The sequence below is a fragment of the Halobacterium sp. NMX12-1 genome (assembly GCF_040435975.1).
Taxonomy (GTDB): domain Archaea; phylum Halobacteriota; class Halobacteria; order Halobacteriales; family Halobacteriaceae; genus Halobacterium; species Halobacterium hubeiense.
On the sequence record NZ_CP159204.1, the window covers coordinates 2,072,645 to 2,098,529 of the forward strand.

Consider the following 25,885-nt stretch of genomic DNA (forward strand, 5'->3'; position numbering starts at 1 on the left):
CGTGATGTCGTCGCCGTCAGACGGGCTCCTGCCGCGCGTCACGGGACTTGCCCGCCGGCTCGTCGCCCGGTTCCGGCCCGAGCGCATCACGCTCACGCCGCCGCCGACGGCGTTCACGGACGGCGAGGACCGCGAGGTTCGCGTGCGCGCCTACGACGAGCGGGACTTCGAGTCGCTGGTCGGGATGTACGACGACTTCGACCCCAGCCAGCGCGCGCAGGGGACGCCGCCGCTCGCCGAGGACGCCATCAGAGACTGGCTCGACGGCGTCCTCGACGGCCCGAACGTCGTCGCAGTCGCGGACGGCGAGGTCGTCGGACACGTGATGTTCGTCCCGGACGGCACCGGCCGCCACGAACTCGCCGTCTTCGTCCACCAGGACTACCAGCGCGCGGGCATCGGCACGCACCTCCTCGCGGTCGGCCTCGAACACGCCCGCCGCGAGGGCGTCGAGTACGTCTGGCTCTCCGTCGAGTCGTGGAAGCGCGACGCCCAGCGGCTCTACCAGCGCGCCGGCTTCTCGACGGTGAACCCGATGGGCGCCGCCCACCGCATGTCGCGGTACCTCTGAGCGGTCGCCGTACTCGCGTCCCGCCAGCTAGCATTTATGTGGACGTGAACGAGTCACTCGGTATGGACGACGTCGACTTCGACGAACTCGTCTCGTCGCTGACGCCGCGCGAGGAGAACAGCGCGCTCAAGTCCTACCAGAACACCGTCTCCGTCTCGTGCCCCGCCTGCGGCGACCCCTTCGACGACCTCGTCGTCTGCAAGGACAACCCCACGAGCCTGAACCTCTCGCGGCAACTGGACCTCTGCGTCGGCGTCGACGACGGCCGCGCCGTCATCTTCACGCACAAGCCCCAGTAGTCGCGAGCGCCGCCGCCGCGCTCACCGCGCCTCGACGCTCACCGAGAGGTCGTCGACGTAGTGAGTCGCGTCGGCCTCCCAGATGACCGCCGTGCCGACCGCGAGGTACAGCGTGTCCGTGGACAGCTCCGGCGTGGTCCACTCGAAGTCGTACTCGTGCCAGCCGTCCGCCAGCCACAGCGGCTCCCGGAGGCCGCCGTACGGCGTCTCGCCCAACGCCGAGGTGTTGACGCCCGGCTTCGGGAAGTCCGCCTCGGCCGCGGGCGGCTCCGGGCCGAGGCGCATCACGGCGTCCCGAATCGTGTTGAACGACTCCGACTCGCTCCAGAACTGCCCCGCCACTCCGACCTCGTACGCCCGCCCGGACTCGACGGACACCGGGTGGACGGCCCACGTCACGCCGTCGTCGTAGCTCCCCTCGTTCCACACCCGCAAGGACTGGTCGCCGGCCGCCGCCTGCGCGTCCGAGACGCCGACCTCCCACTCGAACTCCGCGAGGTCCACTTCCGGGCCGATGGCCGCGTCCGCCTCCCAGTCGCCGAGACCGTCCTCGAAGCTCTCGGCGAACGCCGCGTCGTCATCGTCGCCACCCGGCACGACACAGCCCGCGAGGCCCGCGATTCCAGCGGCTGCGCCCGCGCGGAGCACGTCTCGGCGATTCATGGCGGAGGCTACTGCGGCCGACGGCATAACCGCTCGGGCGGCGTCACTTCCCCTCCCAGTAGTCCACGTCGTCGTCGATGCGGTAGTAGCCGTCCAGCGACCGCACGCCCCGGCCGCCCGGCGCCGCGCCGACGAACACGCCGAACTTCTCGGAGTCCGGGTAGACGGTCACCTCGGGCTCGTTCATCGTGGAGACGACGAGGTAGCGCAGCGGTCCCTCGGAATCGTTGACGACCCTGTGCCCACCGGACTCGCCCGCGGGGAGCGCGACGTAGTCGCCCGCGCTGAGCGGCCGCGACTCGCCCGCGAGCCGCACCATCCCGCTCCCGGAGAGCACGTACAGCGCCTCCTCGTTGGCGGTGTGGTAGTGGTACGGCCACGACGCCTCGCCCGCCGGGAGTTCGTAGAGGCTGCAGCCGAGGTCCTCGCTGCCCGCCGCCTCCCCCAACTGCTTGCGCCGCACCCGCATCTCGCCGTCGTCGACGTCCGTCCAGTCGAGGTCGTCCTCGTTCACGAGTGGCATAGGCCGCCCGACGCCGCGCAGCGAGTAGTTTCTTTGCCCGCGACCGAGGTTACCGCCTCGCCTACTGTTGCTGTGGCTCGGCCGTGATCCACTGCTCGCTGCTGGAGAGCAACACGAGCTGGTCGGTCACGTCCTCCATCGCGTCCACGAGCCGGTCGAACAGGCACGCGAACTCCCGGTACACCATCGGCTGATCGACGGTCTCGTCCGCGAAGACGTCCGCCACGACGGCGTTGCGGACGTCGTCGCAGTCGCTCTCGGCGGCGCGAACCGTCGCCACGTGCTCGGCTATCGACCCCGTCTCCGTCGAGGAGGTCAGCAGGCGGACGAACTCGCGGACGGCGTCGTGGAGCGCGCCCATTGCCTCGGTCACGCGGCTGACCATCTCCCGGTACCGCCGGAAGCACGAGCGCCGCCGCGCCGGGGTAACCGTCACGAGCGCTTCGGCGATCTCCTCGGCGGCGTTCGGAATCTCGTCGAGCAACTGGTAGAGCCGCACCACCTGCTCGGCGTTGAGGTGCATCCGGGAGTTGCGGATGCCGAACTCCCGGACTGTCGTGTTCGTGACGAGCGCGCTGATGCGCCGGCTCCGCCCGTCGCACTCGCTCTCGCGGGCTCGAATCTCCTCGACGAGCTGTCGGGCCGCGTCCCCCGCGGTGTACTCCTCGACGAGTTCCGCCAGCAGGTCCACGCACTCGCTGATGGTTTCGAGGTACGCGTCGGTCTGCTCGACGACCCGCCTTGAGAACTCCGGCGTGCCCTTGGATGACATCAGTTCGAAGTCGGCGCCGGCAGTCGCAAAGAGGTTGATATGAGGGCTCCGTACCCCAACGTGGCCGACTATAGCTCGTCGCGGCCGTTCGGTCGGCGGTTCCCGCGCCGTCCGACCGCGTTCACGGAATCCACTACAGGGAGTAGCTTTTCACCTATCCGCGGCTGTGGTACGATATGGTGATGTCCCTCCAAGGATTCGGCGCAGCCCTCGTCGTCGGTGTCGCTGTCCTCTGTGCCGGGGTGATTTCGCTGGGCTTCATCGTTCCCCAGCGGCTCTTCGAGAGCACTGTAGGACTCGTCGCCTTCTTCGCCGCCGTCCTCCTGATGGTCGTCTGCGCAGTCGTTGCGAACTACTACGACCTCCGAGGAGTTCTCTACGACGAGTTCGGCTAATCGCGCGCTGGCCGCTCGTGAACCGTGGTAACAGAATCGACGTCAACTTCGGACAGCCGACCGGAGAGCAGGTCACCGAGCTTCGCATCCTTCTCAGTGTCGTCGTCGGAGGATGGCCCGGAACTCGGGACTCTCGCTTTGCTACCCATAGTCGAGAATTGCGCGTCTTCGCGTAAAAGGTTTGTTCGCCGACCGAGCCGAAAGCGCCGTCTACCGATTCTCGCGCTGTTCGACCTTGTTCAGTTCGATGAGCAGCCGGAAGATGGCCTTCACGAGGTTCGGGTCCACGTCGAAGGCCTCCGCGTTCTGTCCGGCGCGGTCCATCACCGCCTGCTCTTGGCCCTCGTCGGTCGTCGCCATCCCGCGCTCGTCTTTGACCTCCGCGATGGTCTCGGCGACGTACGTGCGCCGCGCGATGAGGTCGACGATTTCGCGGTCGATGGACTCGATTTCCTCGCGCAGTTCCTCCAAGCTCATGTCGTCCGGGCCCCGTCCAGCTGTGTCGTCGTCAGCCGGACTGTCCCCGGGTTCTCGTCCCATAGTGATTTCACCTCCTGTAGTGCGTCTTCCTCGCCGACCGCGACGTAGCTCGGGCCGGTGCCCGAGAGGGACGCCCCGTCGGCGTGCGGGAGGGCGTCCACGATTGGCTCGGTCGGGTGGCCGAGCGCCGCTGCGAACGCCAGCCCGTTGACCGTCATCGCGGTGCCGTACTCGCCGTCGGCCGCGAGGTCCGCGACGTGGTCGGCCATCGGCGCGACCCGCTGGCAGCGCTCGACGTCCGCGTCCGCGGAGAACGACTGCTCGGGCGGCGTCCACACGAGCGCCGCCCACTCGACTTCGTCGCGGAACAGCAGGTCGTCCTCGCGGTTGTCCGTCATCGTGAGCCCGCCGAGCATGCTCGCCGACGCGTCGTCGAACGCGCCCGTGACGGTGACGCCGACGTCGCGCGCGGCCTCGACACCGAGCCGCGCCGCGTCCTCGCGGGCGACCGACTCGGCTTCGCCGAGCGCGTCCAGCGTCGCCAGCACGGTCGCGTTCGCGGCCGCGCTGGAGCTCTTCAGGCCCGAGGCCAGCGGCACCTCGCTGTCCGTGTGGACGGTGCCGCCCTCGCCGTGCCCGTACTCGTCGGTCACCAGCGACACGCACCGCTCCACGAGCGCGGTGTCGGCGTCCGGGTGGTCGGCGACGCTGCCGGTGACGCCGTCGGCAGCCGCGTCCAGCGACACCTCCGCTGTCACGTCGAAGTCGAGCGCGAACGCCGACCCGATGCCCGTCGCGAGCGCGTTCAACACAGTGCCCGCGGCTGGCGCTGCTGCACGGCCGTCCATGTGTTGACCTGCCACGGCCGGTATTTACGACTGGCGCTTCGGGCAAGGAGAGCGTGGGCGAGCGAAGCGAGCCCACGTTATAGCGAGCGGCGAGCACCGCGAGCCGTGAGCAGCGCGCTCGACTGACGGGAGGGCACGTCGAAGCGCGTCGATGCGCTCTGCTGCTCGCACTGCTATGGAGGGTCGCCGATGCGCCCGGCTGCTCGCGGGTCGCTACGCTCCGCGTTCGCTTCGACGTGGCCTCGCGTTGGTCGGCCACGCAAACAGCGGGCTTTTCCACGCTCACCCGCAAGCCACAGCTATGAGCGCCCGCAACGACATCGCGCCGAGCACGCTCGGCGTCGAACTCGAAGAGGAGGGCGTCTACGTCGAGTACACGGACGGCCGCCGCACGTTCTACAACGGCGTCCCGGAGAAGGTCCACGGGACGGTGCGGTGCCGGCCGGGCAAGGACGTCCACGTCCTCGTCACGGACCCGACGGAGACGGAGGGCGTCCTCGTCTACGTGAACGACCGCAAGACCCACGACGAGATTCTCGAATCGACGGGCGTCGGCCGCGTTCTCCTCGACCCCGGCGAGGAGGAAGAGCTGTTCCCGGGCGTGACCGTACGCGCGGACGGCTACGCGACGGAAGTCGAGGCCGACCCGGAGGAGGCCCGGGGTCGCGTGTTCGTCTTCGAGGAGGACGAGCTCGGCGAGCGCTCGTTCGAGCTGTTCGCACCGGAGTCGGAGGAGTAGCGCCGGCGTCCGCTACTGGAGGTAGGAGGGGTCTTCGGCGTCACAGTTCTGTTCGTGCTGTTCGGCGTCCCCCTGGTCGTCGAACATCAGTCCGCACTCTTCGCAGCGGTACCAGAGCATGTCGTCGCGCTCAGTCTCCTCGACCATGTGTGCGTCTGCGTCGCCCGAGCTAAAAACCGTTGCCCCCGCCGAGACGCCGGATTCTTCACCGACGGACGGCGTTTTCGCCGGACACGTCCACCCGGTGACGCGGCAGCGGCCGCCCAGCCCCGGCGACGCGGACGCCCGGCGCTCGACTAGGGCCGGATGCAGCGCTCGGGGTCGAACGGCAGTCCGAGGTGGTCGAAGACGTCGCGCCACCGACCGACGTCGCTGTCGTCGAGGATGCAGGGCGCGTAGCCGGCGTTCAGGAACAGCGCGAGCGCGGGATAGCGCTCGGTTCGAACGCCGACGCGCACGCTGTCGTAGCCGGCGTCGAGCAGCCGGCGGGTGGCCGCGGCGGCGAGCGCGCGCCCGAGTCCTTCGCGGCGGTGGGCGGGGTCGACGACGAGCGACGAGAGCGCGCCGCCGAACGGGAAGTAGTGGTCGCCGGCGTCCGGCTCGTGTATCGCCGAACACGTCCCGACGACGGCGTTGGTCGCGCGCTCGACGGCGACGAACGCGCCGTTCGGCAGCGCGCGGTCCCGGAGAGCGGCGACGCCGTCCTCCCAGCCGCCGGTTTCGAGCAAGTCTTCGACGGCCTCGCGGTCGCGCCCGGTCAGGCTGCTCGCGCGGAGCGCGTACCCCTCGGGCACGTCGACGTCCGGCGGTCGCAGGCCGTCCGGCCACAGCAGGTAACGCCTGTCCTCGCTCATAGCTGCTGCTGGGGGCTGGCGCGTGGAACGCGTTGCGGTTCCGCGGGACCGTCGTCAGAGTAATCCGGCTGGTCGCCGTGTGTCTGGTAACTGCGATGAGCACCGACACCGAACCGGCGGGGGTCGTCGAGGACGAGTCGTTCTTCCGGACGCTCGTCGAGAAACTGCGGGGGCTGTCGTCGTTCGGCGACCAGTCCCGTCAGTTCTTCGCCGTCTCCCGGAAGATTGCGACGCTGGAGTCCGAGAAGCGCGCCTCGGAACTGGAGGACAGCGACACCTACCGACAGCTCGTCGCGCGCCGCGAGGAACTGGACGCCGACCTCGACGACGCCGTCGGCGGCATGGACGACGACGACCTCGAAGCCGCGTTCCGCGACCTCTAGCAGTCCTTTTCGACGCGGGTTCTCCGTTCGGCGGGCGGGTGAGAACACCGCGACGTACAGCGGGTGTGTCTATCGCCTGTCACGGGCGCGTTGACCTACTGTTCGAATCGTCCGGCATTGTCCGTCGTACTTATCGTCCACGAGAGCTCCCCCGATGTAGAGACGACGCCTCTCAGGAAGTTGTCGTACTCTCGGGTGGACGGATTGAACGGAACGCGCCCGGCGTTCTCGGGAACGTCGCCGTCGATTGTGAACTCGACCAAGTAGTACACGGATTCCGTGAAGATGTTTCTGAACGTCTGTGTCTCACCGGGAGCGACCGACGACGAGGCCGTCAGTTCTCGTTGCTGGGGCCGCACGGTCACGTCACCGGAGACGCTGTATCCATCAGCGTCCGCTCCTCCGTCGGTGCCGACGTCTACGACCGAGATTCCGACGACGTGTGGGAGGTCGTCCCGATTCTCGAACTGGAGGGTCCCGGCGGGGATGTCGCCACTTTGGAAGACAGCACAGCCGGCGAGGCCTGACAAACCAATCGCGCTGAGCGATGCAAGGAGGGCACGACGATTCACAGCCTAGATTCGTATGACCGCCGATAAGTATTTTTTGCGAGATTGAGGGGTAGCATGGAAACGGGCAAGACATCCGCACTCTCGCTTACCGACGCCGACGCTCCGGTCCCGGATTCTGAGTACCGAACTGCCCAGAAGCTACCGCTGACTACCAGAACGCTTTGGTGCGGGCGTACTCGCGCTCGCGTTCGAGGATGTCCCGGTAGAAGTCCTCGTCGTTCTCGCGGTGGCGGTTGATGACGCGGGCGGCGTTCCGGGGGCCGACGCCGCGCGCGGACAGCGCGATGACCGCTTTCTTGCCGTGGCTCTGGACGATGCTGGCGTTCCGGAACACGCGCTCGGTGCGGTCGCGTTGCTCGTCGTCCTTGTCGTCGGCGCGCACCGCTTTCACCGCGTCGTCGGCCCACGGCGACAGCGCCGCAACTCTGGTGGACCCGCAGTGCGGGCACTCGGGCTGGTCGCCGACGCGCCGGACTTTCGTCTCGTGCTCCCAGTCCTCGCAGTGCGTGCAGAACAGCTTCACGCGGTCGTCCTGAATTCGCTCCTCGACTGCCTGCACGACGCTGGCGTCCGCGTTCTCCGGCGTGAGCAGTTCCGTCCCCGAGGACCGGCCGCCGACGCCGACGGTCGTGCGCTCGCCGACGATGGCGACGTCGAGGTCGCCGGCCTGAATCGCGTCCAGCACCTCGCTCGCGCGCTCGACGTCGAGGTCCCTGTGGAACACCTCGCGGACGGCCTCGTCGTAGACCGGCGTGTCTTCGAGCGCGCCGAGCAAGCGGGAGAGGCCGACGCCGTCCCGCCCCTTCCAGCGCTTGAGCGCGCCGAACTTCGCGGCGACCTGCGCGAGCGTGAACTTCAGCGTCTCGGACTGCTTGAGGCTCAACTCCAGCAGCGGCTCGACGTGCTCGGGGTCCGTCTCCCGGAGGAGGTCAACCACGTCGTTGGCGCTGATGCGCGCCGGCACGTCCAACTCCACGCGGTACGGGCCGACGTCCAGCCCCACCGAGGAGCCGGTGCGCTGGCCGAGGAGGGCAGAGAGCAGCCGCCCAATGGTCTCGTTGGCCTCGTGGCCGAGCGCCGCGTTCACGACGATTGTCCGGCCCTCCTGTTCGACGACGATGCGGCCGTCGCTGGGCATCGCGTGCCCGCCGTCGACGTGGAACTCGACCTGTTCGAGCGCCTCGCCGGCGGTGTATTCGTCGGTCGGGTAGCGGCCCGTGAACTCCCGCGCCACTCCCTCGCGGGTCGCGCCGGCCGCGAACTGGTCGGCCGCGACTTCGCGCATCTCGCCGACCTCTTGGGCGACCTCGTAGGGGACGGGAATCTCTTGGCCCGTCCACGACGGCACCTCGCCCGCGGGGTCCTCGATGGGCGAGACGTTGACCTCCTCCTCTTCCTCGTCGATGTTCGTGATGCGCCACATCTCCCCGCGCTGGACGAAGGTGGCGCCGGGTTCGGCGAAGTTCACGACGAAGCGCTCGTCCAGCGTCCCGACCTGCCGGCCGGCCGCCATGTCGTAGACGGCGTACGTCTCCTCGTCGGGAATCATCGAGAGGTTCGCGTAGTAGTACTGCCACGTCCCCCCGGACTTCGAGACGGTGTCGTCCTCGTCGTCCACGTAGACGACGCGGTTGTTGTGCAGCTCCATCGCGACCTCGCGGAACGTCTCCTCGGCGAGGTCGTGGAACGGGTACGCCCGCGTCACAATTTGGTAGGCGTGGCGCGCGCTCGTCTCCCCGAAGTCCATCACCACGCCGACAATCTGGTTCGCGACGGTGTCGAGGCTGCCGTGGTGAATCTGGGTCGTCTCCACGTCGCCCTCGCCGGCCCGGCGCGCGATGGCCAGCGCCTCGAACGTGTCGTCGGGACTGCCCGTGATGACGGTGCCGTGGCTCACCTCGTCGCGGCGGTGGCCCGCGCGCCCGACGCGCTGGAGCAGGCGCGCGACCTCGCGCGGCGACGAGTACTGGACGACGTGGTCGATGCGGCCCACGTCGATGCCCAGTTCCATCGAGGACGTGCAGAGCAGGCCGTCGAGGTCGCCGGCCTTGAACTGGTCCTCGACCTCGATGCGCGCTTCTTTCGAGAGGGAGCCGTGGTGGACGCCGATGTTGGCGTCCAGTTCCTTGAACCGCGACCCCAGCGCCTCCGCGGTCTGGCGCGTGTTCACGAAAATCAGCGTGGAGTCGTGCTCGTCGACGATTTCTCGAATCATCCGGACGTGGCTGGCCATCGACGGCGCGAGGTCATCAGCTCGTTGCTCAACTGCTCGTCGCGCTCGGTGACCTCCGGCTCGCGCACCGTGAACTCGACTTTCGACGTGACGTCCACCTCGATAATCTCACAACCGCGGCCGCCCGTGAGGAACGCGCCGACCTCCTTCGGGTCGCCGACGGTCGCGGACAGCCCGATGCGCTGGAAGTCCCCCGCGAGTTCGACGAGCCGCTCCAAGCCGATGGAGAGCTGTGCACCGCGTTTCGCGCCCGCGAGTTCGTGCACCTCGTCGACGACGACGTGGCGCACGTCCGCGAGGCCGTCCCGGAGCTTCTCCCCGGTGAGCATCGCCTGCAGCGTCTCGGGCGTCGTCACGAGCACGTCCGGCGGGTCGTCGGCCTGCTTCTTGCGCTGGTACTGGGTGGTGTCGCCGTGCCGGACGTCCACGTCGAGGCCCAGCGTCTCCCCCCACCAGTCGAGGCGCTCGCGCATGTCGCGGTTCAGCGCGCGCAGCGGCGTCACGTACAGCGCCGCGAACCCCTCGGGCGCGCCCTCCTCGACGATGCTGTTGAGGACTGGAAGCATCGCCGTCTCCGTCTTCCCGGTCCCCGTGGGAGCGACCACGAGCCCGTTCTTGCCGTCCGCGAGCGCGGGAATCGCGCGGCGCTGTGGCTCCGTCGGCGTCGTGAACCCGCGCTCGGAGAGCGCCGCTCGCACCTCGTCTCCGAGGTGCGCGAACGCGTCCATCCCCCGCGTCTCACTCATCTCCCGAACGTAGGGTTCGGACCCGAATAAGCGCGTTGCCGGGCGACGGCGCCGCCGCTAGCCACGGAGAGCGAACCGAGGAATCGAATGGTCAGGCAGTCCCGTTGCTCGCTTCGGAGTACCAGTCCGGCCGCTCCACGGGGTCGCCCGTCGACTGCTCGAAGGTCATGGTGCGCTCGACGCTGCGGTCGAACCGCTCGTAGGAGAGGTCCAGCGACCGGACCACGCCGTCCGCCGTGACCGCGGCGTCGAACTCGACGTTCTCGGCGGCCGCCTCGCCGAGTTTCACGTCCGCAATCGTCCCGGAGACGCGGGCGGCCGCGTCGTCGCCGCGCTCGACAGTGACGTTATCGCTGCCGAACAGCGTGTACAGGAGGTCGCGGTCGTACACCGACGACGGGAAGAGTTCTGCGGGCGGTATCGGCGGTGCGCCCGCGTCGTCGCTGACGCGCCGGACGCCGTACGAGGCGTTCCCGTCGCCGGCAATCACGGACAGGACGCGCTCCCCGTCGGCGTACAGGCCGAGCGTGCCGTTCGTGAGACCGTACGTATCGACTCCCGCTCGGGTCCAGTTCCAGTGGGACTCGTTGTCGTACTGGAACGTCGCGCGCCGGGACCCGTTCTCGGAGCTGTTCGTCCACTCGACGCCGGCGTGCTTGAGGAACGACCCGCTCCGGAGGGACTCCCTGTGGGCGTCCGCGAGCGCGAGGGCGTCGGTCACTTCCTCCGTGGTCACGCCCGGCGCGAGCCGCTCGGCGGACGCGGTCTCGGTGGGCGAATCGGTCGTCGGTCGCTGCGTCGTCGCGGAATCGGTGGTCTGGCCGCCGCCGAGTACGCCGGCACAGCCGGCGCTGGCGACGAGGAGGGCGCAGACGAGGACCGTCAGTACTGGGCGGCGCATACAGGCAGAAACGTCACTACGCGTTCACATATTCTTTGTGTGGAGATTCACCACGTACGAACCGCCGGACCGGGTCGGCTCCCACGTCGTGGAGCGTCGTGGCCCTCGCCGACCGGCGGCGCGCTGTGGCCGGTCAGACGTCCCGATACCGGCCGAGCCGCGTGCCGTCCAGCAGGTAGAGTTCGGCGTCCGGGCACGCCCCGGGGAGGAACGGCGCGAGGAACTCCTGGCCCTCGACGTTCACCCACGTTCCGCCGGAGAGGTCGTTGAACGCCGGGAACACCGCGAGGTCGCCCGTCACGTCCAACTGTTCGCCGTGGTGAGTCTCGAACGGCGCGGCGTCCAGCGGGCCGCGCAGCCACGCGCGCTCGACGCGCGCGCCGCCGACCTCGTCCTCCAGCCGGACTGTGGGATGTTCGTGCCCGACGCAGACCGTCTCCGCTTCGAGCACCTCGGGCGCGGGCCACGTGTGGCCGTGCGCGAACCCGATGTCGCCGAAGCGCGCGCCCTCCGGCGGCGTCGCGTCGATGCCGAACTCGTCGGCGAGCCCGCCGTCGTGGTTGCCCACGACCAGCGTCACGGGCACGTCGAGCGCGTCGAACAGCGCTTCGAGTTCGTCGTATTCGGCGCCCTCCGGCGTGCCGATGGCGTGCCCGAGGTCGCCGAGGAAGACGACGCGGTCCGCGCGCGTCTCCCGCACGAGGTCCAGCAGGCGCTCGCGGCGCCGCTCGGCCCGACTCTGGACCTCCAGCCCCTCGCGGCGCAGCGACACCTCGATGCCCGCGTGGTAGTCAGCGACGACGAGCGCCTGCTCGTCGCCGAGGTCGGCGACCGCGGCGGGCTCGCCGGGAATCGGCTCCACCAGCGCCATCTAGATGGCTTTCAGGTGGTCGTCGCCGGACTCGTAGCAGCGCCCGCTCATCAGCGCCTCCTGGATGGCGTCCTCGATTTCGCCCTCGTCGGCGTCGCGCTCGTCGGCCGCTGTCGCGACGACGGTCTCGCGGAGCGCGCCGTCGCCGTCGTCGAGTTCGGCCATCAGCTCCACGACGTAGTCTTCGAGGTCGAGGTCCATCTCCCCGGCCTCGGCGTCCTCGCTGTCGGAGTCGGGCTCGTCGTACTCGTCCTCCGTGAAGTCGTCGAGGTCGTCGGCGTCCTCCTGCGATTCGTCGAACGCCTCGTCGTCGGCGTCGAAGTCACCGAGGTCGTCCTCGTCGGTGGCTTCCTCGTCGGTGGCTTCTTCGGCGGCTTCGCCCTCGTCGGGCTCGGGTACGTCGATTTCGGACTCGCCGGCGTCCGGGACTTCGGTGCCCGTCGAGAAGCCGACGTCGTAGTTCTCCTTGACCTCCTCGCGCTCCTCCTCGGAGAGCTCGTACATCTCGCCGTCTGCGGCCGCCTCGCCCTCCTCGGGCGCGGCCTCCGCGGCGACCTCGTCCGGCTCGGGCGTCTCGGCGGCCGGGCCGGGTTCGCTCTCCGGCTCCGCCTCGTCGCCGGCCTCGTCGGCTTCCGGCTCTGATGCCTCTGCCTCGGCCGGTTCAGATTCGCCGGCTTCCGGCTCCGCGTCGGCCGCGCCCTCCGGTTCGGCTTCCTCGTCGTCGAAGCCCTCCGCCTCGGGCTCGTCCAGTGATTCGTCCTCGGCCGCCGCGCTCTCGGGCTGGTCCGCGCCGAACCCCTCGGCCTCCGGCTCCGTGACCGGCTCGACCTCGGTCTCCGACTCGTCCTCGCCGTCCTCGGTGGGCTCGCTGTCGACGTCGAGGTCCGCGGCGAAACTCAGGTCGGCGTCGCCCTCGTCGCTCGGGGAGACGGAGAGGTCGCCGACCTCGTCGCGCTCGCCAGCGACGACTCGCGCGGCGTCGAGTGCGAGCGTGCGGACCGCGTCGAGGTACGCCGGCGTCGTGCCGTAGTGGTCCAGCGCCAGCGGGATGCCCGCCGCGAGCCCGTGCTGGACGCCCGCGCCCTCCAGAATCTCGCGGAGCGTGTCGCCGCGCTCGACGCGCTCGTGGGCGGCCGCCATCGTCGCCACGCGCTCGACGGTCTGCTCGGCCGTCGTGACGACCCAGCGGTCGCGGGTCTCTGCGTCCACCTCGCTGACCTCCTCCGGGCGGATAGACGTGTAGACGACGTCCGCGTCGTCGGGCTGGAAGGTCCGGGCCTTCCCCGTCACCGCGACGAACGACGGCGTGTCCGCGGATTCGAGCGCGGCCAGCGCCTCGGGCTGGTACTGGCCGGCGTAGACGACGAACGCGCCCGTCGGGTCGACGACCCGCGCCCGGACGACGTCCTCGCTGACCTGCTCGACCTCCGTCAGGACGCCCACGACGAACACGCGGTTGACGCGCGCGCCGGTCGGCGTCACCACGTAGTTCGGCGCGCGCTCCTCGTCGCTCTCCGCGTAGCTGTAATCGGCGTCCTCGAACTCCGCGGCGAACAGCCGGTAGGCGACCTCGCGGCGGTTGACCTCCTCGTCCTCAGACTGGCTCACGCGAACCACCCCGTGGTGGTGAGCGTGAGGTCGTCGCGCGCAGTCTCACCTGTAGTGAGGAAGCGTGAGACGGAACTCATGCTTCCACCTCCGCGAGGAAGGCCTGCGCACGCTCGGCCGGGTCGTCGGCGGACTCGCGGAACTCTAGGGTTTCGAGGTTCGCGCCGTAGTCGTCCACGGAGAGGTGGCCGCGGACCGTGTACTCGGAGCCGACGAGCTTCTCAGCGATGGTCTCGGCGACGACGGTCTGGTCCATCGCGTCGCGGGCCTGCTGGCGCGCGTCCTCGATGTCGCCGCCGTACACCTCCTCGGTGAGTTCGCGGTCGAGAATCACCGTGACGGTGTCCGTGCCGTCGTCGAGAATCGCCTTCACGCGGAGGTCGTCTTCGCCCTCCACGTCGCCGTGCTGGCGGCACTGGCCCTTCTGGACGACGCGACCGCACTCGGGACAGCGCTGGATGAGCCCGGAGCCGTCCCGGACCTCGATGACGTTCCCGACGAGTTCGACGTCGTACGCGCCGCCGCGCTCGACGGCCTCCCGAATCGCCATCCGGGTCGGGCCGCCCACCTCGACGGGCTCGTCGAGGGCCGTCACCGTCGAGAACTCCGAGACGTTCACGGAGGGGACGCCGCGGAACTCGCGGACGTAGACGTCTTCGAGCCGGACGGACGCCCCTTCCTCGATTTCGCTGTGGGGGTCCCAGTCGGTGAACGGGAGGCGGGCGCTCTCGTCGCCGAGCACGCCGCTCAGAATCTCGGTCTCGCCGTCCCGGCCGTCGATGGTCCGGGTCTCGACCTCAGTGACGCGCACCTCGACGTTCCGGCCGCGGTCGCCGGGCGCGAGGTCCGCGAGGTCCCGGTCGCCGCCCACGTCGTAGGGCACGTCGAGGTCCTCGGCCTTGCTCACGGTCGAGGACTCCCCGAAGTTGAGTTCGGGGTTCCCCTCGTACTCGCGGACGCTGGCGTTCCCGATGGTGACGGTGTCGCCGGGTTCCAGCCCGAAGTCCTCCCACGCAGTGTAGGAGATTTTCCCGGTCTCGTCGGCGAGTTCGCCCTCGCCGATGACGTGGTCGTCGCCCTGGTAGCGAATCGAGCGCTTGCCCGCCGTCAGGACCTTCGCGGTCACGGTGACGTTGCCCGAGTCGGGGCCGACGTCCACGATGTTCTCCGCGGTCGGGCCGCTGGAGCCGCCGCCCGACTCGTCGCCGAACTTCCGACGGAGGCTGCGCTTGGCCTCCTCGACGGGAACGCTGTACTCCACGAGGTTCTGCAGGTTCTCTTTGACCTCCGCTTTGTCTACACCGAGGTCGGAGGCGAGCTCCTCGGCGTGGTCGTCGATGTTCATGCGTCCGTAGTTCGGACTGCCTGCCGTAAAAGGGTTCCCGCGAGCGGGCGCGCGTGAAGCGAACACGAAACGCGTTTCCCACCGCCGCCCCCTCCCCAGCGTATGCACGTCGTCGTCAACGCCGCGATGAGCGCGGACGGCAAGCTCTCGACGCGCCGCCGCGAGCAGGTCGTCATCAGCGGCGAGGCCGACTTCCGGCGCGTGGACGAACTGCGCGCGAGCGTGGACGCCGTGATGGTCGGCGTCGGCACCGTGCTCGCGGACAACCCCTCGCTGACCGTCGATGACTCCGACCTCGTCGCCGAGCGCGACCAGCGCGGCGACTCCCCCCAGCCGGCCCGCGTCGTCGCCGACTCCCACGCCCGCACGCCGCCGGACGCCCGCGTGCTCGACGGCGCCGCGGAGACGTACGTCCTCGTCGCCGAGGAGGAGCCCCGCGAGCACCGGCAGACGCTCGAAGACGCCGGCGCGACCGTCGTCGTCGCCGGCGAGAACCGCGTCGAACTCCCCGACGCCCTCGACCAACTGGAGGCCCACGGCGTCGAGGCGTTGATGGTGGAGGGCGGCGGCGAACTCATCTTCTCGCTGTTCGCCGACGACCTCGTGGACGAGCTCTCCGTGTTCGTCGCGCCGAAGATTATCGGCGGCCGCGACGCCCCCACGCTCGCCGACGGCGACGGCTTCGTCCGCGACTTCCCGGAACTCGAACTGGCGGGCGTCGAGCGCATCGACGACGGCGTCCTCCTCGAATACGACTGCTAGCGCCGGGGCGGCCGACGGACGGACTTATATCTGCTCCCTGAAACGACACCGGTATGGGAGACTCCGACGCGTCCGGGGCGCTCGCACGCGTCCAGCGAGCCAAGCGCGCAGACCAGACCGCGCTATCAGTCACGGGAACGAAGCTACTGCTGTTCGCCATCCAACTCACACTCGTCGGCGCGTTCGTCGGCCAACTGGCGCTGCTCGTGTTCGCCGCCGTCCCGCTCGGCTTGCTCGGACTGGTAGTCGACGGATAGCCGCATTCGGCGTCGTACGGGCCTGAAGTGACCCGAGCCGCCGCCAGCCACGGCCCGATAGAGCGACGGCGGCAGTGCTACGGAGGTGAACTCGACTGCGAGAAGCCGCACTGGGCGGTTAGTGCTGGTGGCCGGTCGCTTCCGCGTACGTCTGCCCGAAGCGCTCCTCGAACTGATCGAGGGTGGCCTGCTCGACGTCCTGCAGTTCCTCGGTGGGCTCGCCCTCGCTGTGGTGGACGAGCGCGTGGGCGCGCTGTGCGAACGCCATCAGCGCGATGTCGCCGACGACCTGCGCTTCGCTGTCGTCGTCCTCCTCGCTGAAGATCTCCACGAGTCGCGCGGGAATCGTGACCTCGTCGGTGTCGCCGTCCGGGTCCTCGATGGTGAACGTGGCTTCGTCCATGCCCGCACGGACGGGACCGCGACTCAAATGCGTGTGGTTACGGGAGCGGGGTGCTGGCTCAGTCGTCGGCGGGCGCGGCCTCGGTCCCTTCCGCGGCGCTCGCGCTCACTTCACTTTCGAGGTACTCGTCGGCGTCGAGCGCGGCCTTACAGCCCATGCCGGCGGCGGTGACCGCCTGCTGGTAGTGGTAGTCCACGACGTCGCCCGCGCCGAAGATGCCCTCGACGTCGGTGAGCGTCTGTCCGCCGCCCTTGCCGCCGTGGGTGACGATGTAGCCCTCGTCGTCGAGTTCGACGCCGGTGTCTTCGAGGTACTCCGTGTTCGGCGTGTGGCCGATGGCGACGAAGAACGCGCCCACCGACAGCGAGAACTGCTCGGTCTCCTCGTCGTCGAGCTTCGCGGTCGGGTGGCCCTCGGGGTGGCGCACGAGCGTCACGTCCTCGACGCCGTCCTCGGGCGTGCCGTTGACCTCGACGGCTTCCGTGTTCCACAGGACCTCCATGTCGCCGTCCTCGACGTGCTCGTCGATGCGCTCCTGCCAGTAGTCCTCCGCGCGGAGTTCGTCGCGGCGGTGGACGAGGTAGACGGTGTCCGCGAACTTCGTGAGGAACGACGCCTCCTCGGCGGCCGCGTCGCCGCCGCCGACGACGACCATGTCCTCGCCCTTGAAGAACGCGCCGTCGCAGGTCGCGCACGTCGAGACGCCGTAGCCCATCAGCTCGTCCTCGCCGGGGATGCCGAGCGTGCGCGCGCTCGCGCCGGACGCCGCGATGACGGCGTCGGCGGTGTAGACGTCGCCGTTCGACAGCTCCACGCGGAACGGCCGCTGGGAGTCATCGACGCTCTCGACGACGCCGTGTTCGAGCTCCGAGCCGAAGCGCTTGGCCTGCTCTTTCATGTTGTTGATGAGGTCCGGCCCCGAGATGCCCTCCGGGAAGCCCGGGTAGTTCTCGACCTCGGTAGTGAGCGTGAGCTGGCCGCCGGGCTCGTCGCCCTCGAACAGCAGCGGGTCGTTGTTCGAGCGCGCCGCGTAGATGGCCGCCGTCAGCGCCGCGATGCCCGTCCCGGTGATGATGAGGTTCCGGTGCTCGACGACGTCGTCAGCGCTGTCGTCGGCGATGCCGAGCTTCTCGTCGAGTTCGCCGGCCTGGTCGAGTTCGTGGGTGTCGTCCCAGCCGCCGATGAGTTCGTCGTCGATGAACACCTCGGGCGCGGTCTCGCGGCCGTCCGCGCGCTCTTTCATCTCCGCGAACAGCTCCTCGTCGCCCGTGACGTTGTACGTCACGTAGTCGACGCCCTTCTCGTCGAAGAGGTCTTTCGCCTTCTCGCAGTACGGGCAGTCCGTCTTCGTGTAGATTTCCACTCGGGGCTCGTCAGTCATACCTACTAGTCGGTGACCGCGGCGTTTGTACGTTGTGTTGGCCGGGAAGTGTGCCGGCACATCGGAGGCCCACGTTTGCGACGGCAGAACGCTTTTGCCCGCGCTCGTGTAATACGTGCGTATGTCTGATGCAGATACAAACGGGGCGGGCGAACCGGAGAAGACGAACATCAACGTCCGGCTGACGGAGTCGCTGCTCGCGGACGTCGACGCCACGTGGCAGGACGAAGGCTACAACAGCCGGAGCGAGTTCATCCGCGAGGCACTCCGAGACGCGGTCCGGCATCCCGGCCTGACCCGCGAGAGTTGGAAGGAGATTGCCGCCGTCGAGCACGCGCGACGAACGGGCGACAGCGAGACGTTCTCCCGCGAGGATATTCTCGGCGATGACGAGTGACGGCGAGTGGACGTGGCAGTTCCGCGCGCCGGCGAAACGAACGTACGACGACCTCGACGCGCACGCACAAGCCCGCATCACGGACAAACTCGACGAAATCGTCAACGACCAGTGGCGGGACCCAGACGACTACCTGGAACCGCTGACTGGCGTCCCGCACTCGAAGCTCCGAATCGGTGCGTTCCGCCTCGGAGCCGTCTGCGACCACGACGCGAAACTGCTCGACGTGTACACCATCGAGCAGCGCGGTAACGCGTACAAGCCCGGCGACGACTGACCTCTCCTGCTGACTTCACATTTGGCTACCCAAGCGCTTACGCCCCGCGTCGCCCCACACTCGCGTATGCCTGCCGACCTCCACGAGAAGATGGACCGCTACGAGGGCCTGCTGGCCGAAGCGCTCGACGAGGCCGAAGCCGTGCCGCCCGCTGACACGCCGCTGGGCGAGGCCGCCGCCGAGTGCGAGGAGATGGCCCAGTCGTATCTGGACGACGGCCGCCACTTCCGCGAGCACGACGACCCCGTGAACGCGCTCGCGGCGTTCTCCTACGGGCACGCGTGGCTGGACGCCGGCGCTCGCATCGGCCTGTTCGACGTGCCCGAGACCGGCCACCTGTTCACCGTCTGAGCCGGGAGCCGGCACGCCGCGCGGTCTCGGGTAGTTTTACGGTACTGCGCCGCCTCGGCGTAGCCGATGGAGGCCGCGCTCTGGTACGTGTTGACGGGGACGCGCGGCGGCCCGAACCGCGTCCGCCTGCTGCGGGCGCTCGCCGACCGGCCGCGAAACGCGAACCAGCTCGCGGAGGACCTGGACCTGGACTACAAGACGGTCCGCCACCACCTCGACGTGCTCGTCGAGAACGACATCGTGCAGTCCAGCGGCGACGACTACGGCGCGGTGTACCTGCCGACCGACGCGGCCCGCGACAACTGGGACACCATCGAGGAGATCATCGAGGAGGTCGAATGATGCACGATCCTAGGGGAATACCGGCCGAATTTGGGAAAGCGTATAACTACCGGTCTTGCCAACGGTGGTGTAGATGACCGTCTGGGCGGACGTGACGCGGGCGGCGATGGCACTCAACGTCGTCGCGCTGCTCGCGCTCTGCGGCGTGTGGGCCCGCAACTACCGGCAGATACAGTCGAAACACGCGCTCGGCCTGCTGGTGTTCGGCCTGCTGTTGCTCGGGGAGAACGCCCTCGGGCTCTACTACTTCGTGATGCACGCCAAGCTGACGGCGTGGTTCAGCGGCCTCCCCTCGATTTCCGCGACCGCGATGATGGCGCTGCGGCTGCTGGAGACCGCCGCCATCGCGTTCCTGCTGTGGGTCACCTGGGACTGACGCCGGCCCGACGCACCGCCCGGGACGGCCACCAGTCATTTTTCGGCTGCGGGGGAACCCCCACGCGTTCATGAAACACGACGAGTTCGTCGGCGCGGTCCAGCACCGCGCCGAACTGGCCTCCCGCGGCGAAGCCATCCGAGCCACGCGCGCGGTCCTCACCACGCTCGGCGAGCGACTCCAGCCGGGCGAAGCGTCCGACCTCGCGGGCCCGCTCCCGATGGAAATCGACGTCTTCCTCCACCAGGCGGACTCCGGGCAGCTATTCGACTACGACGACTTCGTCCAGCGGGTCTCCGAGCGCGCGAGCGCCGACTACGCCGACGCCGCCTACTACGCGCAGGTCGTGCTGGACGTCGTCGACGAGTCCGTGCCCGAGAGCGAACTGCAGGACGTCACCGCCCAGCTCCCCGGCGACTACGACGACCTCTTCGAGTTAGTCAGCTCCGACGACTACTACTGACCGAAACCGGGCCTCAAGCTTTTTCCCGGCAGCCGTTCGACTGGGGAGCATGGCGCACGAGGCGTACGTGCAGTTGGTCTGTCCTGAATGTCAAAAGCAGTGGGAGAGCACGCCGAGCGAGCTGCCCACCCACGACGAGAACTTCAGCTGTCCGAACTGTCACGCGACGCGGCGGACGGCGGAGTTCATGCGAACCGACCGCGACCTCGAGAACCTCAAGCGGCTCCAGTAACTCAGACGACCGACCGCGCGCCACACGCCTCGCAGTGGAGGCGCTCGGTGTCGTCCTCGACTTCGAGATTCGTGTCCGGCAGCCCGCACTCGGGGCACGTGACGTACGTCTCGACGTACTCGTCGAGGACGTCCTCGACGCGGCGCTGGCGGAACTCGCCGGTGAACCGGGCGCGCCCGTTCTCGTCGATTTGCGCGCTGGTCCCGAGCTCGTTCTGGATGAACTTCAGCACGTGGTCCTGCTCGCGGCCGAGGCGGTCGAGCGTGTCCTGGAAGTTCTCGTACACCGTGACGTTGCCTTCCTCGCGGACGTTCGGCTCCGGAACCTCGAACCGGCTCTCGCTGCCCGCGACGTCGGGCTTCTGCTGCATCGCGCGGTCGAGTTGCTCCTCGTAGTCCATACCCCGACGAAGGACCGGGCCGCACAAAAGCCTTTCAAAAGCCCGGGTCGCCCCGTATTTGGCCGGTTTTCGGGAGAGCCGTGGTAACACCTCTCAGGATAATACTATAACCCCGTGACCGTTAGAATTGGCTGCCATGAAGAAGCAGGAGCTCATCCACCTCCACGGCCTCCTCGCAGAGGTCGGGAACTACTACGAGGAGTGCGAGGCAGACGAAATTTCTCTCGACGAGTACGAGGAACTCGGCGTACGACCGACATCCATTCACAAATCGAAGACCGACCACAAAGCGGCTGTTTTCGCGCTCGCGGGCGGCATCACTTCGGCGATGGAAGAACCCGAAGAACAGGAAGCCGTCCCCGCTCAGGCCGACTAACGTAGCGACACGCGACGCCTCCCTGCGCACCCAACTCGCCAGCGACAGCGTTACGCTCCGTCCGCGCGCTCTGACTCCCCGCTCTCCGCGTCCTCCTCGCTGGCTTCCTCCTCGACGGACAGAACCTCCAGCGGGATGTTCTCCAAGCGCTGGCCGATCTCCTTGCGGGCGATGCGGGAGGCGTGTTCTTCCCGTTCGACGTTGAACACGCTCATCTCCAGTTCGAGCGCGACGAGACTCTCGTCGGCCGCGACGAACGCGGGGTCGAGTTCGTCCCCGCAGTGCGGACACGTCCGCTCGCCCATGCTGATTTCGACGTAGTTGAGGTCGGGGTTCAGCAGCTCGCCGGTCTTCGAGATGGCGATGCGAACCGCCTCGTCGGGGGTCTCGACGTCGTAGACGGGGACCGCGGCCTCGACGACCACCCTACAGTCCATGGCTACGTGGAACGTTCACACGCAACGTAGAAGAAGGTTGGCCCGGAACCGAACCCGTCTTCCCCCAGCGCCGCCAAGCCCGCCCGAGATGGAGCGCGGCGCCATTCCGACCGACGAGATTGCGGGCGCGGTCGACGTGCAGGCCACCCTCGAGAGCGGACAGACGTACCTCTGGTGGCGGCCCGACGGCACCACGTACGAGACCGACGGCGCCTCCGGCGGGCGCGCGTGGTATCGCACCGTCGTCGACGGCGACGTCGTGGAAGTCCGACAGACCGACGCCGCAGTCGAGTGGCAGTCCACGACCGACGCCGGCCCGCTGGTCCGCGAGCTGCTCGGGCTGAACGACGACCTCCACGAGATTCGCGCCGCCGCCACCGACGACGACCTCACGACGGCCGCGTGGGACGCCTACGACGGCCTCCGCATCGTCCGCGACCCGTTCTTCGGCTGCCTGATTTCCTTTATCTGCTCGGCGCAGATGCGCGTCGAACGCATCTTCGCCATGCAGGAGTCGCTGCGCGAGCACTACGGCGAGCCGATCGAGTACGACGGCGAGACCGTCCACGCGTTCCCCGAGCCCGAGGCGCTGGCGGCCGCCACCGAGGAGGACCTCCGCGACCTGAAACTCGGCTACCGCGCGCCGTACGTCCAGCGCACCGCCGAGATGGTCGCTACCGGGGAACTCACCCGCCGGGACGTGGAGGGCCGCGCGTACGAACTCGCGCGCGAGACGCTCACCGACTTCGTGGGCGTCGGCGACAAGGTCGCTGACTGCGTGCTGTTGTTCTCGCTGGGCTACCTCGAAGCGGTTCCGCTGGACACGTGGATTCGCTCCGCCATCGAGGACCACTACCCGGACTGCGACCGCGGCAACTACGCCGACACCTCCCGCGCGATTCGAGAGCAGCTCGGCCCGTACGCCGGGTACACGCAGACCTACCTCTTCCATTACCTCCGGTCGGGCGGCGACGAGTAGCGCGTAGATTTTTGTCGGACGCGGCCGCACGCAACCGCATGAGCGACCGGACTCGCGCACGCGTGCTGGTCTCCGGGAAGGTACAGGGCGTCTACTTCCGCGCGAACACGCGCGAGCAGGCCCGCGAGCGCGGCCTCGACGGCTGGGTGCGGAACCTCCGGGACGGCCGCGTCGAAGCCGTCTTCGAGGGGCCCGAGGACGATGTCGAGGCGCTGGTGGAGTGGTGCCACGAGGGCAGTCCCGCCGCGAACGTCGAGGGCGTCGAAGCCGAGTACGGCGACCCCGAGGGCGTCGATGGCTTCGAGATTCGGCGCTGACGCGGAGTTTTTACGGCGGTCCCGGTCGAACACTCGGACATGATTACCAGCGAGCGGATGGCCGCCGTGGACCGGAACGCGGCGGCGGTCGGCGTGCCGCGCAAGCAGCTGATGGAGTCCAGCGGGAACGCCGTCGCGCGAGCGGTCCGCGAGAGTGCCGACGCGGGCGCGAGCGTCGCCGTCGTCGCGGGCCGCGGGAACAACGGCGGGGACGCGTTCGTCGCGGCCAGATTCCTCGGCGAGTACGACGTGACTGTTCACCTGCTCGGGCGCCCCGAAACCATCACGACGGACATCAGCCGGGAGAACTGGGACGCGCTCCAGCAGGCCGAAATTCCCACCGAGGTCGTCAAGGACTCGGCGGCGTTGAACCTCGGAGACCCGGACGTCGTCGTGGACGCCGTGCTCGGGACCGGCGTCTCCGGTGCGCCCCGCGAACCGGAGGCAACGGCCATCGAAGCCATCAACGACGCGGACGCGACGGTCGTTGCGGTGGACGTGCCATCGGGAGTGAACGCCGACACGGGAGAAACGCCGGGCGTCGCCGTCGAGGCGGACCGCGTGGTGACGTTCCACGACACCAAGCCCGCGCTCGCGGACCGCGAGGACGTGACGGTCGCGGACATCGGCATCCCGGAGGCCGCCGAGCTGTTCGTCGGCCCGGGCGACCTCCAGCAGCTCGACCGCGACCCGCAGACCCACAAGGGCGACTTCGGGCGCGTGCTCGTCGTCGGCGGCGGGCCCTACACGGGTGCGCCAGCGCTGAGCGCGCAGGCGGCGCTGCGGGCGGGCGCGGACCTCGCGTACCTCGCGGTCCCCGACAGCATCGCCGAGATGGTGCAGGGGTACAGCGAGAACGTCATCGTGGACTCGTACGCCGGGAAGCGCCTGCTCCCCGAGCACGTTGAGGAAATTCTGGAGCGCGCCGCGGACGTGGACGTGGTCGTCCTCGGGCCGGGGCTCGGTGACGCCGACGAGACGCTCGCCGCAGTCCGGCAGTTCCTCGCCGCCTACGACGGCCGCGCGGTCGTGGACGCGGACGCGCTCGAAGTCGTCCCGGAGGTCGAGACGGACGCCGACCTCGTCTGCACGCCGCATCAGGGCGAACTCCGGAAGATGGGGGGACGAGTAGACGAGGACTGGCGAGAGCGCGCCGAGGCGGTCGAATCCTTCGCCGCGGACCTCGGGCAGACCGTCCTCGTGAAGGGCGCCTACGACGTGATTTCGGACGGCGAGACGACCCGGGTCAACCGCACCGGGAACCCCGGAATGACCGTCGGCGGCACCGGCGACGTGCTCGCCGGCGCGACGGCCGCGATGTTCTCCACGCTCGACGCCGTGCCCGCGGCGAGCGTGGGCGCGTACGCGAACGGCGCGGCCGGCGACCGGGTGGTCGACGAGCACGGCTACGGCCTGCTCGCCACCGACCTGCTGGATGCGCTCCCCGCGGCGCTGTGGGGTGGTTCCGATGACTAGCGACGCTCCCGAGGACGACCTCACGCACACCACCGAGGAGGGGGACGTGCAGATGGTGGACGTCGGCGACAAGCCGGACACGGCGCGTCGCGCGGTCGCGCGCGGCGAGATTCAGCTCTCCGAATCGACCGTCGAGGCGATTCGCGGCGACGAAATCGGGAAGGGCGACGTGCTCGCGACCGCGCGCGTCGGCGCCGTGCAGGCGGTCAAGCACACGTGGGAGACGATTCCGATGTGCCACCAGATTCCGATTACGAACGTCGAGACGGACTTCGACGTGCGAGAGGACCGCGTCGTGCTGGAGGTCGCCGTCGAGACCACCGGGAAGACGGGCTGTGAGATGGAGGCTCTGGAGGGCGTGACGACCGGCCTGAACGTCGTCTGGGACATGGTGAAGGCCGCGGAGAAAGACGACGACGGCCAGTACCCGGGCACCGCTATCGAGGGCGTCGAGGTCGTGCGCAAGGAGAAGCGGGAACTCTAGGCTTCCGCGACGAGGTCGCTGGCTTTCGCGCGGGACTTCTCGACGACCGTGGGCAGTGCTTCGAAGTCCACGACCACCTGTTCGTCGCCGTAGTCGACGTCGCGGACGTGGGCGTGGTCGTGGACCCACGACACCACGCTCATCGTCTCGTCCGTCATCGGGAGTACGAGCGTCTCCCGCTCGCGCGGCGGGAGTTCGGCGTCGATGCGCTCGCGGAGCGCCGCGAGGTTGATGCCCTCCTTCCCGCTGACCGCGATGGGGTCCGGCGCGAGCGCCGACAGCGCCTCCATCTTCTCGGCGAGCTCGTCGTCGCCGACCTTGTCCACCTTGTTGAACACGGTGACGATGGGCGCCTCGTTGCGCTCGTAGAGCGTGTCGTGGCTCGTCACGAGCTTCTCGCGAATCTCGTCGATGGACTCGCTGGCGTCCACCACGAGCAACACGAGATCCGCCTGGTAGACGGATTCGAGCGTGGACTTGAACGACTCCACGAGCCAGTGCGGGAGGTCGCTGATGAACCCGACCGTGTCCGTCAGCAGGACGTCCCGGCGGTCCATGTCCAGCCGCCGGGTCGTCGTTCCCAGCGTCGTGAACAGCTTGTCCTGCGACTCGGCGGTGGTGTCGAGGTCGGGGTGGAGCTGCTCGTTCTCGTCGACGTCGAGGTCGTCGGCGAGCCGGCGCAGCAGCGTCGACTTCCCGGCGTTCGTGTAGCCGGCCAGCGCCACCAGCTCGAAGCCGGACTCGCGGCGCGTCTCGCGGCGCTGCTGTTCGGTCTTCTCGATGTTCGCGAGCTCGTCCCGGATGCGGCTAATCTGGGCCTTGATGTCCTGCTCGCGGCTCTCGTCGTACTCGCCGAGCCCCATGAACCCGGGGCGCTCGTCGCGCTTCGCGAGGCTCGTCTTCGCTTCCGCGCGCGGCAGCTCGTAGCGAAGCTCCGCCAGTTCGACCTGCAGTTGGGCCTTCCGCGTGTTGGCGCGCTGGCCGAAGATGTCGAGGATGAGGCGGAAGCGGTCCACGACTTCCGTGTTCTCGGGGAGCTGCTTGCCGAGGTTGTACGTCTGGTAGGGGCCGAGGCGGTTGTCGAAGACGACGCGCTCGGCGTCGGTCTCCGCGACGAGCGCGGCCAGCTCCTCGACTTTCCCCTCGCCGAGCTGGAGGGCGGGGTCGGCCGTGCGCGTCTGGGTCACTTCGCCGCCGACCTCGTAGCCCGCGGCGCGGACGAGCTCCCTGATTTCGGCGGTGTCGGCCTCGCCGTCGTCGACGCGCTTGGCGACGACCGCCGTCTTCGTCGTTGTTCCGGTCACTTGTCACGTGGTAGGCGCCGCTGGTACTTAAGCCCCGGGCGCGGCCCACTCGTCACTCGGGCTGACAA

36 protein-coding genes and 1 pseudogene are annotated in these 25,885 nt (G+C 68.9%); 19 read left to right on the forward strand and 18 right to left on the reverse strand.

Translation table 11 applies throughout. The annotated features are described in order from the left end of the window. Nucleotides 1-4: 4 nt before the first annotated feature. Entirely contained in the window at nucleotides 5-571 is a 567-nt protein-coding gene (locus tag ABSL23_RS12625) for a GNAT family N-acetyltransferase (protein ID WP_353633980.1), read from the forward strand. Nucleotides 572-633: 62 nt separating this feature from the next. Further along, nucleotides 634-870 (forward strand): hypothetical protein, encoded by a 237-nt coding sequence (locus ABSL23_RS12630; RefSeq protein WP_059056990.1) that lies wholly within the window; start codon nucleotides 634-636, stop codon nucleotides 868-870. A 21-nt stretch (nucleotides 871-891) separates the two neighbouring features. Here the strand turns inward: ABSL23_RS12630 and ABSL23_RS12635 are convergent, their stop codons facing one another. The 3 genes from ABSL23_RS12635 to ABSL23_RS12645 form a co-directional block, all read right to left on the reverse strand. Continuing rightward, nucleotides 892-1,533 carry a hypothetical protein gene (locus tag ABSL23_RS12635; protein ID WP_353633981.1) on the reverse strand — a complete coding sequence of 214 codons (642 nt, stop codon included), beginning with the start codon at nucleotides 1,531-1,533 and terminating at the stop codon, nucleotides 892-894. 43 nt (nucleotides 1,534-1,576) lie between these two features. After that, on the reverse strand, nucleotides 1,577-2,056 hold the full coding sequence (locus ABSL23_RS12640) for a cupin domain-containing protein (RefSeq protein WP_353633982.1): 480 nt from the start codon (nucleotides 2,054-2,056) through the stop codon (nucleotides 1,577-1,579). 61 nt (nucleotides 2,057-2,117) lie between these two features. Then, on the reverse strand, nucleotides 2,118-2,828 hold the full coding sequence (locus ABSL23_RS12645; protein ID WP_059056993.1) for a DUF47 family protein: 711 nt from the start codon (nucleotides 2,826-2,828) through the stop codon (nucleotides 2,118-2,120). 182 nt (nucleotides 2,829-3,010) lie between these two features. On the opposite strand from ABSL23_RS12645, the gene ABSL23_RS12650 reads away from it, so the two are divergent. Then, nucleotides 3,011-3,223: a hypothetical protein gene (locus ABSL23_RS12650; protein WP_353633983.1), complete on the forward strand. Its 213-nt coding sequence runs from the start codon at nucleotides 3,011-3,013 to the stop codon at nucleotides 3,221-3,223. 210 nt (nucleotides 3,224-3,433) lie between these two features. Here ABSL23_RS12650 and ABSL23_RS12655 read toward each other — a convergent pair whose 3' ends face one another. Together ABSL23_RS12655 and ABSL23_RS12660 are read right to left on the reverse strand one after the other, a co-directional pair. Next, nucleotides 3,434-3,763: a chorismate mutase gene (locus tag ABSL23_RS12655; RefSeq protein WP_353633984.1), complete on the reverse strand. Its 330-nt coding sequence runs from the start codon at nucleotides 3,761-3,763 to the stop codon at nucleotides 3,434-3,436. Then, nucleotides 3,697-4,551 (reverse strand): shikimate kinase, encoded by an 855-nt coding sequence (locus tag ABSL23_RS12660; protein WP_353633985.1) that lies wholly within the window; start codon nucleotides 4,549-4,551, stop codon nucleotides 3,697-3,699. The genes ABSL23_RS12655 and ABSL23_RS12660 overlap by 67 nt, the downstream gene beginning before the upstream one ends. 301 nt (nucleotides 4,552-4,852) lie before the next feature. On the opposite strand from ABSL23_RS12660, the gene ABSL23_RS12665 reads away from it, so the two are divergent. Beyond that, nucleotides 4,853-5,290 (forward strand): DUF5796 family protein, encoded by a 438-nt coding sequence (locus tag ABSL23_RS12665; protein WP_059056997.1) that lies wholly within the window; start codon nucleotides 4,853-4,855, stop codon nucleotides 5,288-5,290. A gap of 12 nt (nucleotides 5,291-5,302) precedes the next feature. On the opposite strand, the gene ABSL23_RS12670 is transcribed toward ABSL23_RS12665, so the two are convergent. Together ABSL23_RS12670 and ABSL23_RS12675 are read right to left on the reverse strand one after the other, a co-directional pair. Beyond that, a complete protein-coding gene (locus tag ABSL23_RS12670) occupies nucleotides 5,303-5,437 on the reverse strand; it encodes a hypothetical protein (RefSeq protein ID WP_059056998.1) in 135 nt (44 codons plus the stop codon). A 149-nt stretch (nucleotides 5,438-5,586) separates the two neighbouring features. Beyond that, nucleotides 5,587-6,144, reverse strand: coding sequence for a GNAT family N-acetyltransferase (locus ABSL23_RS12675; RefSeq protein ID WP_353633986.1), 558 nt, complete (start codon nucleotides 6,142-6,144; stop codon nucleotides 5,587-5,589). A gap of 95 nt (nucleotides 6,145-6,239) precedes the next feature. On the opposite strand from ABSL23_RS12675, the gene ABSL23_RS12680 reads away from it, so the two are divergent. Then, on the forward strand, nucleotides 6,240-6,527 hold the full coding sequence (locus ABSL23_RS12680; protein ID WP_353633987.1) for a HalX domain-containing protein: 288 nt from the start codon (nucleotides 6,240-6,242) through the stop codon (nucleotides 6,525-6,527). 95 nt (nucleotides 6,528-6,622) lie between these two features. On the opposite strand, the gene ABSL23_RS12685 is transcribed toward ABSL23_RS12680, so the two are convergent. The 6 genes and pseudogenes from ABSL23_RS12685 to ABSL23_RS12710 form a co-directional block, all read right to left on the reverse strand. Continuing rightward, nucleotides 6,623-7,099 (reverse strand): hypothetical protein, encoded by a 477-nt coding sequence (locus ABSL23_RS12685; RefSeq protein WP_353633988.1) that lies wholly within the window; start codon nucleotides 7,097-7,099, stop codon nucleotides 6,623-6,625. Nucleotides 7,100-7,247: 148 nt separating this feature from the next. After that, a pseudogene (locus ABSL23_RS12690) lies at nucleotides 7,248-10,078 on the reverse strand (DEAD/DEAH box helicase). A 91-nt stretch (nucleotides 10,079-10,169) separates the two neighbouring features. Beyond that, nucleotides 10,170-10,979: a hypothetical protein gene (locus ABSL23_RS12695; RefSeq protein ID WP_353633989.1), complete on the reverse strand. Its 810-nt coding sequence runs from the start codon at nucleotides 10,977-10,979 to the stop codon at nucleotides 10,170-10,172. A 133-nt stretch (nucleotides 10,980-11,112) separates the two neighbouring features. Then, nucleotides 11,113-11,850: a metallophosphoesterase gene (locus ABSL23_RS12700; protein WP_353633990.1), complete on the reverse strand. Its 738-nt coding sequence runs from the start codon at nucleotides 11,848-11,850 to the stop codon at nucleotides 11,113-11,115. Then, entirely contained in the window at nucleotides 11,851-13,458 is a 1,608-nt protein-coding gene (locus ABSL23_RS12705) for a hypothetical protein (RefSeq protein ID WP_353633991.1), read from the reverse strand. 76 nt (nucleotides 13,459-13,534) lie between these two features. Continuing rightward, the gene (locus tag ABSL23_RS12710; RefSeq protein WP_353633992.1) at nucleotides 13,535-14,803 is read right to left on the reverse strand and encodes a Single-stranded DNA binding protein; all 1,269 of its coding nucleotides are present in this window, start codon (nucleotides 14,801-14,803) and stop codon (nucleotides 13,535-13,537) included. A 102-nt stretch (nucleotides 14,804-14,905) separates the two neighbouring features. Here ABSL23_RS12710 and ABSL23_RS12715 point away from each other — a divergent pair, with 102 nt between their 5' ends. Both ABSL23_RS12715 and ABSL23_RS12720 read left to right on the forward strand, forming a co-directional pair. Further along, nucleotides 14,906-15,565, forward strand: coding sequence for a 2,5-diamino-6-(ribosylamino)-4(3H)-pyrimidinone 5'-phosphate reductase (locus tag ABSL23_RS12715; protein WP_059057007.1), 660 nt, complete (start codon nucleotides 14,906-14,908; stop codon nucleotides 15,563-15,565). A gap of 53 nt (nucleotides 15,566-15,618) precedes the next feature. Continuing rightward, nucleotides 15,619-15,822: a hypothetical protein gene (locus ABSL23_RS12720; protein ID WP_353633993.1), complete on the forward strand. Its 204-nt coding sequence runs from the start codon at nucleotides 15,619-15,621 to the stop codon at nucleotides 15,820-15,822. Between the two features lie 118 nt (nucleotides 15,823-15,940). Here ABSL23_RS12720 and ABSL23_RS12725 read toward each other — a convergent pair whose 3' ends face one another. Continuing rightward, nucleotides 15,941-16,225 (reverse strand): hypothetical protein, encoded by a 285-nt coding sequence (locus ABSL23_RS12725; protein WP_059057009.1) that lies wholly within the window; start codon nucleotides 16,223-16,225, stop codon nucleotides 15,941-15,943. A gap of 58 nt (nucleotides 16,226-16,283) precedes the next feature. Further along, the gene (locus tag ABSL23_RS12730; RefSeq protein WP_353633994.1) at nucleotides 16,284-17,606 is read right to left on the reverse strand and encodes an FAD-dependent oxidoreductase; all 1,323 of its coding nucleotides are present in this window, start codon (nucleotides 17,604-17,606) and stop codon (nucleotides 16,284-16,286) included. 121 nt (nucleotides 17,607-17,727) lie between these two features. Between ABSL23_RS12730 and ABSL23_RS12735 the strand changes: the two genes are divergently transcribed. From ABSL23_RS12735 to ABSL23_RS12765, 7 genes are all read left to right on the forward strand, one after another. Further along, complete coding sequence (locus ABSL23_RS12735) at nucleotides 17,728-18,003, forward strand: ribbon-helix-helix domain-containing protein (protein ID WP_353633995.1); 276 nt, start codon at nucleotides 17,728-17,730, stop codon at nucleotides 18,001-18,003. Next, nucleotides 17,993-18,280, forward strand: coding sequence for a type II toxin-antitoxin system RelE/ParE family toxin (locus ABSL23_RS12740; protein WP_353633996.1), 288 nt, complete (start codon nucleotides 17,993-17,995; stop codon nucleotides 18,278-18,280). The genes ABSL23_RS12735 and ABSL23_RS12740 overlap by 11 nt, the downstream gene beginning before the upstream one ends. Before the next feature lie 66 nt (nucleotides 18,281-18,346). Next, nucleotides 18,347-18,631, forward strand: coding sequence for a DUF357 domain-containing protein (locus tag ABSL23_RS12745; protein ID WP_353633997.1), 285 nt, complete (start codon nucleotides 18,347-18,349; stop codon nucleotides 18,629-18,631). A 66-nt stretch (nucleotides 18,632-18,697) separates the two neighbouring features. Beyond that, nucleotides 18,698-18,973 (forward strand): winged helix-turn-helix domain-containing protein, encoded by a 276-nt coding sequence (locus ABSL23_RS12750; RefSeq protein ID WP_059057013.1) that lies wholly within the window; start codon nucleotides 18,698-18,700, stop codon nucleotides 18,971-18,973. Nucleotides 18,974-19,046: 73 nt separating this feature from the next. Beyond that, nucleotides 19,047-19,349 (forward strand): hypothetical protein, encoded by a 303-nt coding sequence (locus tag ABSL23_RS12755; RefSeq protein ID WP_059057014.1) that lies wholly within the window; start codon nucleotides 19,047-19,049, stop codon nucleotides 19,347-19,349. A 70-nt stretch (nucleotides 19,350-19,419) separates the two neighbouring features. Then, complete coding sequence (locus ABSL23_RS12760) at nucleotides 19,420-19,812, forward strand: DUF2267 domain-containing protein (RefSeq protein ID WP_353633998.1); 393 nt, start codon at nucleotides 19,420-19,422, stop codon at nucleotides 19,810-19,812. Nucleotides 19,813-19,861: 49 nt separating this feature from the next. After that, the gene (locus ABSL23_RS12765) at nucleotides 19,862-20,044 is read left to right on the forward strand and encodes a hypothetical protein (protein ID WP_059057016.1); all 183 of its coding nucleotides are present in this window, start codon (nucleotides 19,862-19,864) and stop codon (nucleotides 20,042-20,044) included. A 1-nt stretch (nucleotide 20,045) separates the two neighbouring features. On the opposite strand, the gene ABSL23_RS12770 is transcribed toward ABSL23_RS12765, so the two are convergent. Then, nucleotides 20,046-20,444: a translation initiation factor IF-2 subunit beta gene (locus tag ABSL23_RS12770; RefSeq protein WP_059057017.1), complete on the reverse strand. Its 399-nt coding sequence runs from the start codon at nucleotides 20,442-20,444 to the stop codon at nucleotides 20,046-20,048. Between the two features lie 136 nt (nucleotides 20,445-20,580). Between ABSL23_RS12770 and ABSL23_RS12775 the strand changes: the two genes are divergently transcribed. After that, nucleotides 20,581-20,820: a UPF0058 family protein gene (locus ABSL23_RS12775; protein WP_059057018.1), complete on the forward strand. Its 240-nt coding sequence runs from the start codon at nucleotides 20,581-20,583 to the stop codon at nucleotides 20,818-20,820. A gap of 50 nt (nucleotides 20,821-20,870) precedes the next feature. On the opposite strand, the gene ABSL23_RS12780 is transcribed toward ABSL23_RS12775, so the two are convergent. Continuing rightward, the gene (locus ABSL23_RS12780) at nucleotides 20,871-21,257 is read right to left on the reverse strand and encodes a DUF555 domain-containing protein (RefSeq protein ID WP_353633999.1); all 387 of its coding nucleotides are present in this window, start codon (nucleotides 21,255-21,257) and stop codon (nucleotides 20,871-20,873) included. Nucleotides 21,258-21,345: 88 nt separating this feature from the next. On the opposite strand from ABSL23_RS12780, the gene ABSL23_RS12785 reads away from it, so the two are divergent. From ABSL23_RS12785 to moaC, 4 genes are read left to right on the forward strand one after another with little or no spacing between them, the layout of a single operon-like run. Continuing rightward, complete coding sequence (locus tag ABSL23_RS12785; protein ID WP_353634000.1) at nucleotides 21,346-22,236, forward strand: DNA-3-methyladenine glycosylase; 891 nt, start codon at nucleotides 21,346-21,348, stop codon at nucleotides 22,234-22,236. Nucleotides 22,237-22,274: 38 nt separating this feature from the next. Further along, the gene (locus ABSL23_RS12790) at nucleotides 22,275-22,553 is read left to right on the forward strand and encodes an acylphosphatase (protein WP_059057021.1); all 279 of its coding nucleotides are present in this window, start codon (nucleotides 22,275-22,277) and stop codon (nucleotides 22,551-22,553) included. A gap of 39 nt (nucleotides 22,554-22,592) precedes the next feature. Then, nucleotides 22,593-24,029, forward strand: coding sequence for an NAD(P)H-hydrate dehydratase (locus ABSL23_RS12795; RefSeq protein ID WP_353634001.1), 1,437 nt, complete (start codon nucleotides 22,593-22,595; stop codon nucleotides 24,027-24,029). After that, nucleotides 24,022-24,513 carry a cyclic pyranopterin monophosphate synthase MoaC gene (gene moaC / locus ABSL23_RS12800; protein ID WP_353634002.1) on the forward strand — a complete coding sequence of 164 codons (492 nt, stop codon included), beginning with the start codon at nucleotides 24,022-24,024 and terminating at the stop codon, nucleotides 24,511-24,513. Before ABSL23_RS12795 ends, moaC begins: the two co-directional genes overlap by 8 nt. Here moaC and hflX read toward each other — a convergent pair. After that, nucleotides 24,510-25,817, reverse strand: a complete 1,308-nt coding sequence (gene hflX, locus ABSL23_RS12805) for a GTPase HflX (protein ID WP_059057024.1) — start codon at nucleotides 25,815-25,817, stop codon at nucleotides 24,510-24,512. The two genes, moaC and hflX, sit on opposite strands and share 4 nt — an antisense overlap. Between the last annotated feature and the right edge of the window lie 68 nt (nucleotides 25,818-25,885).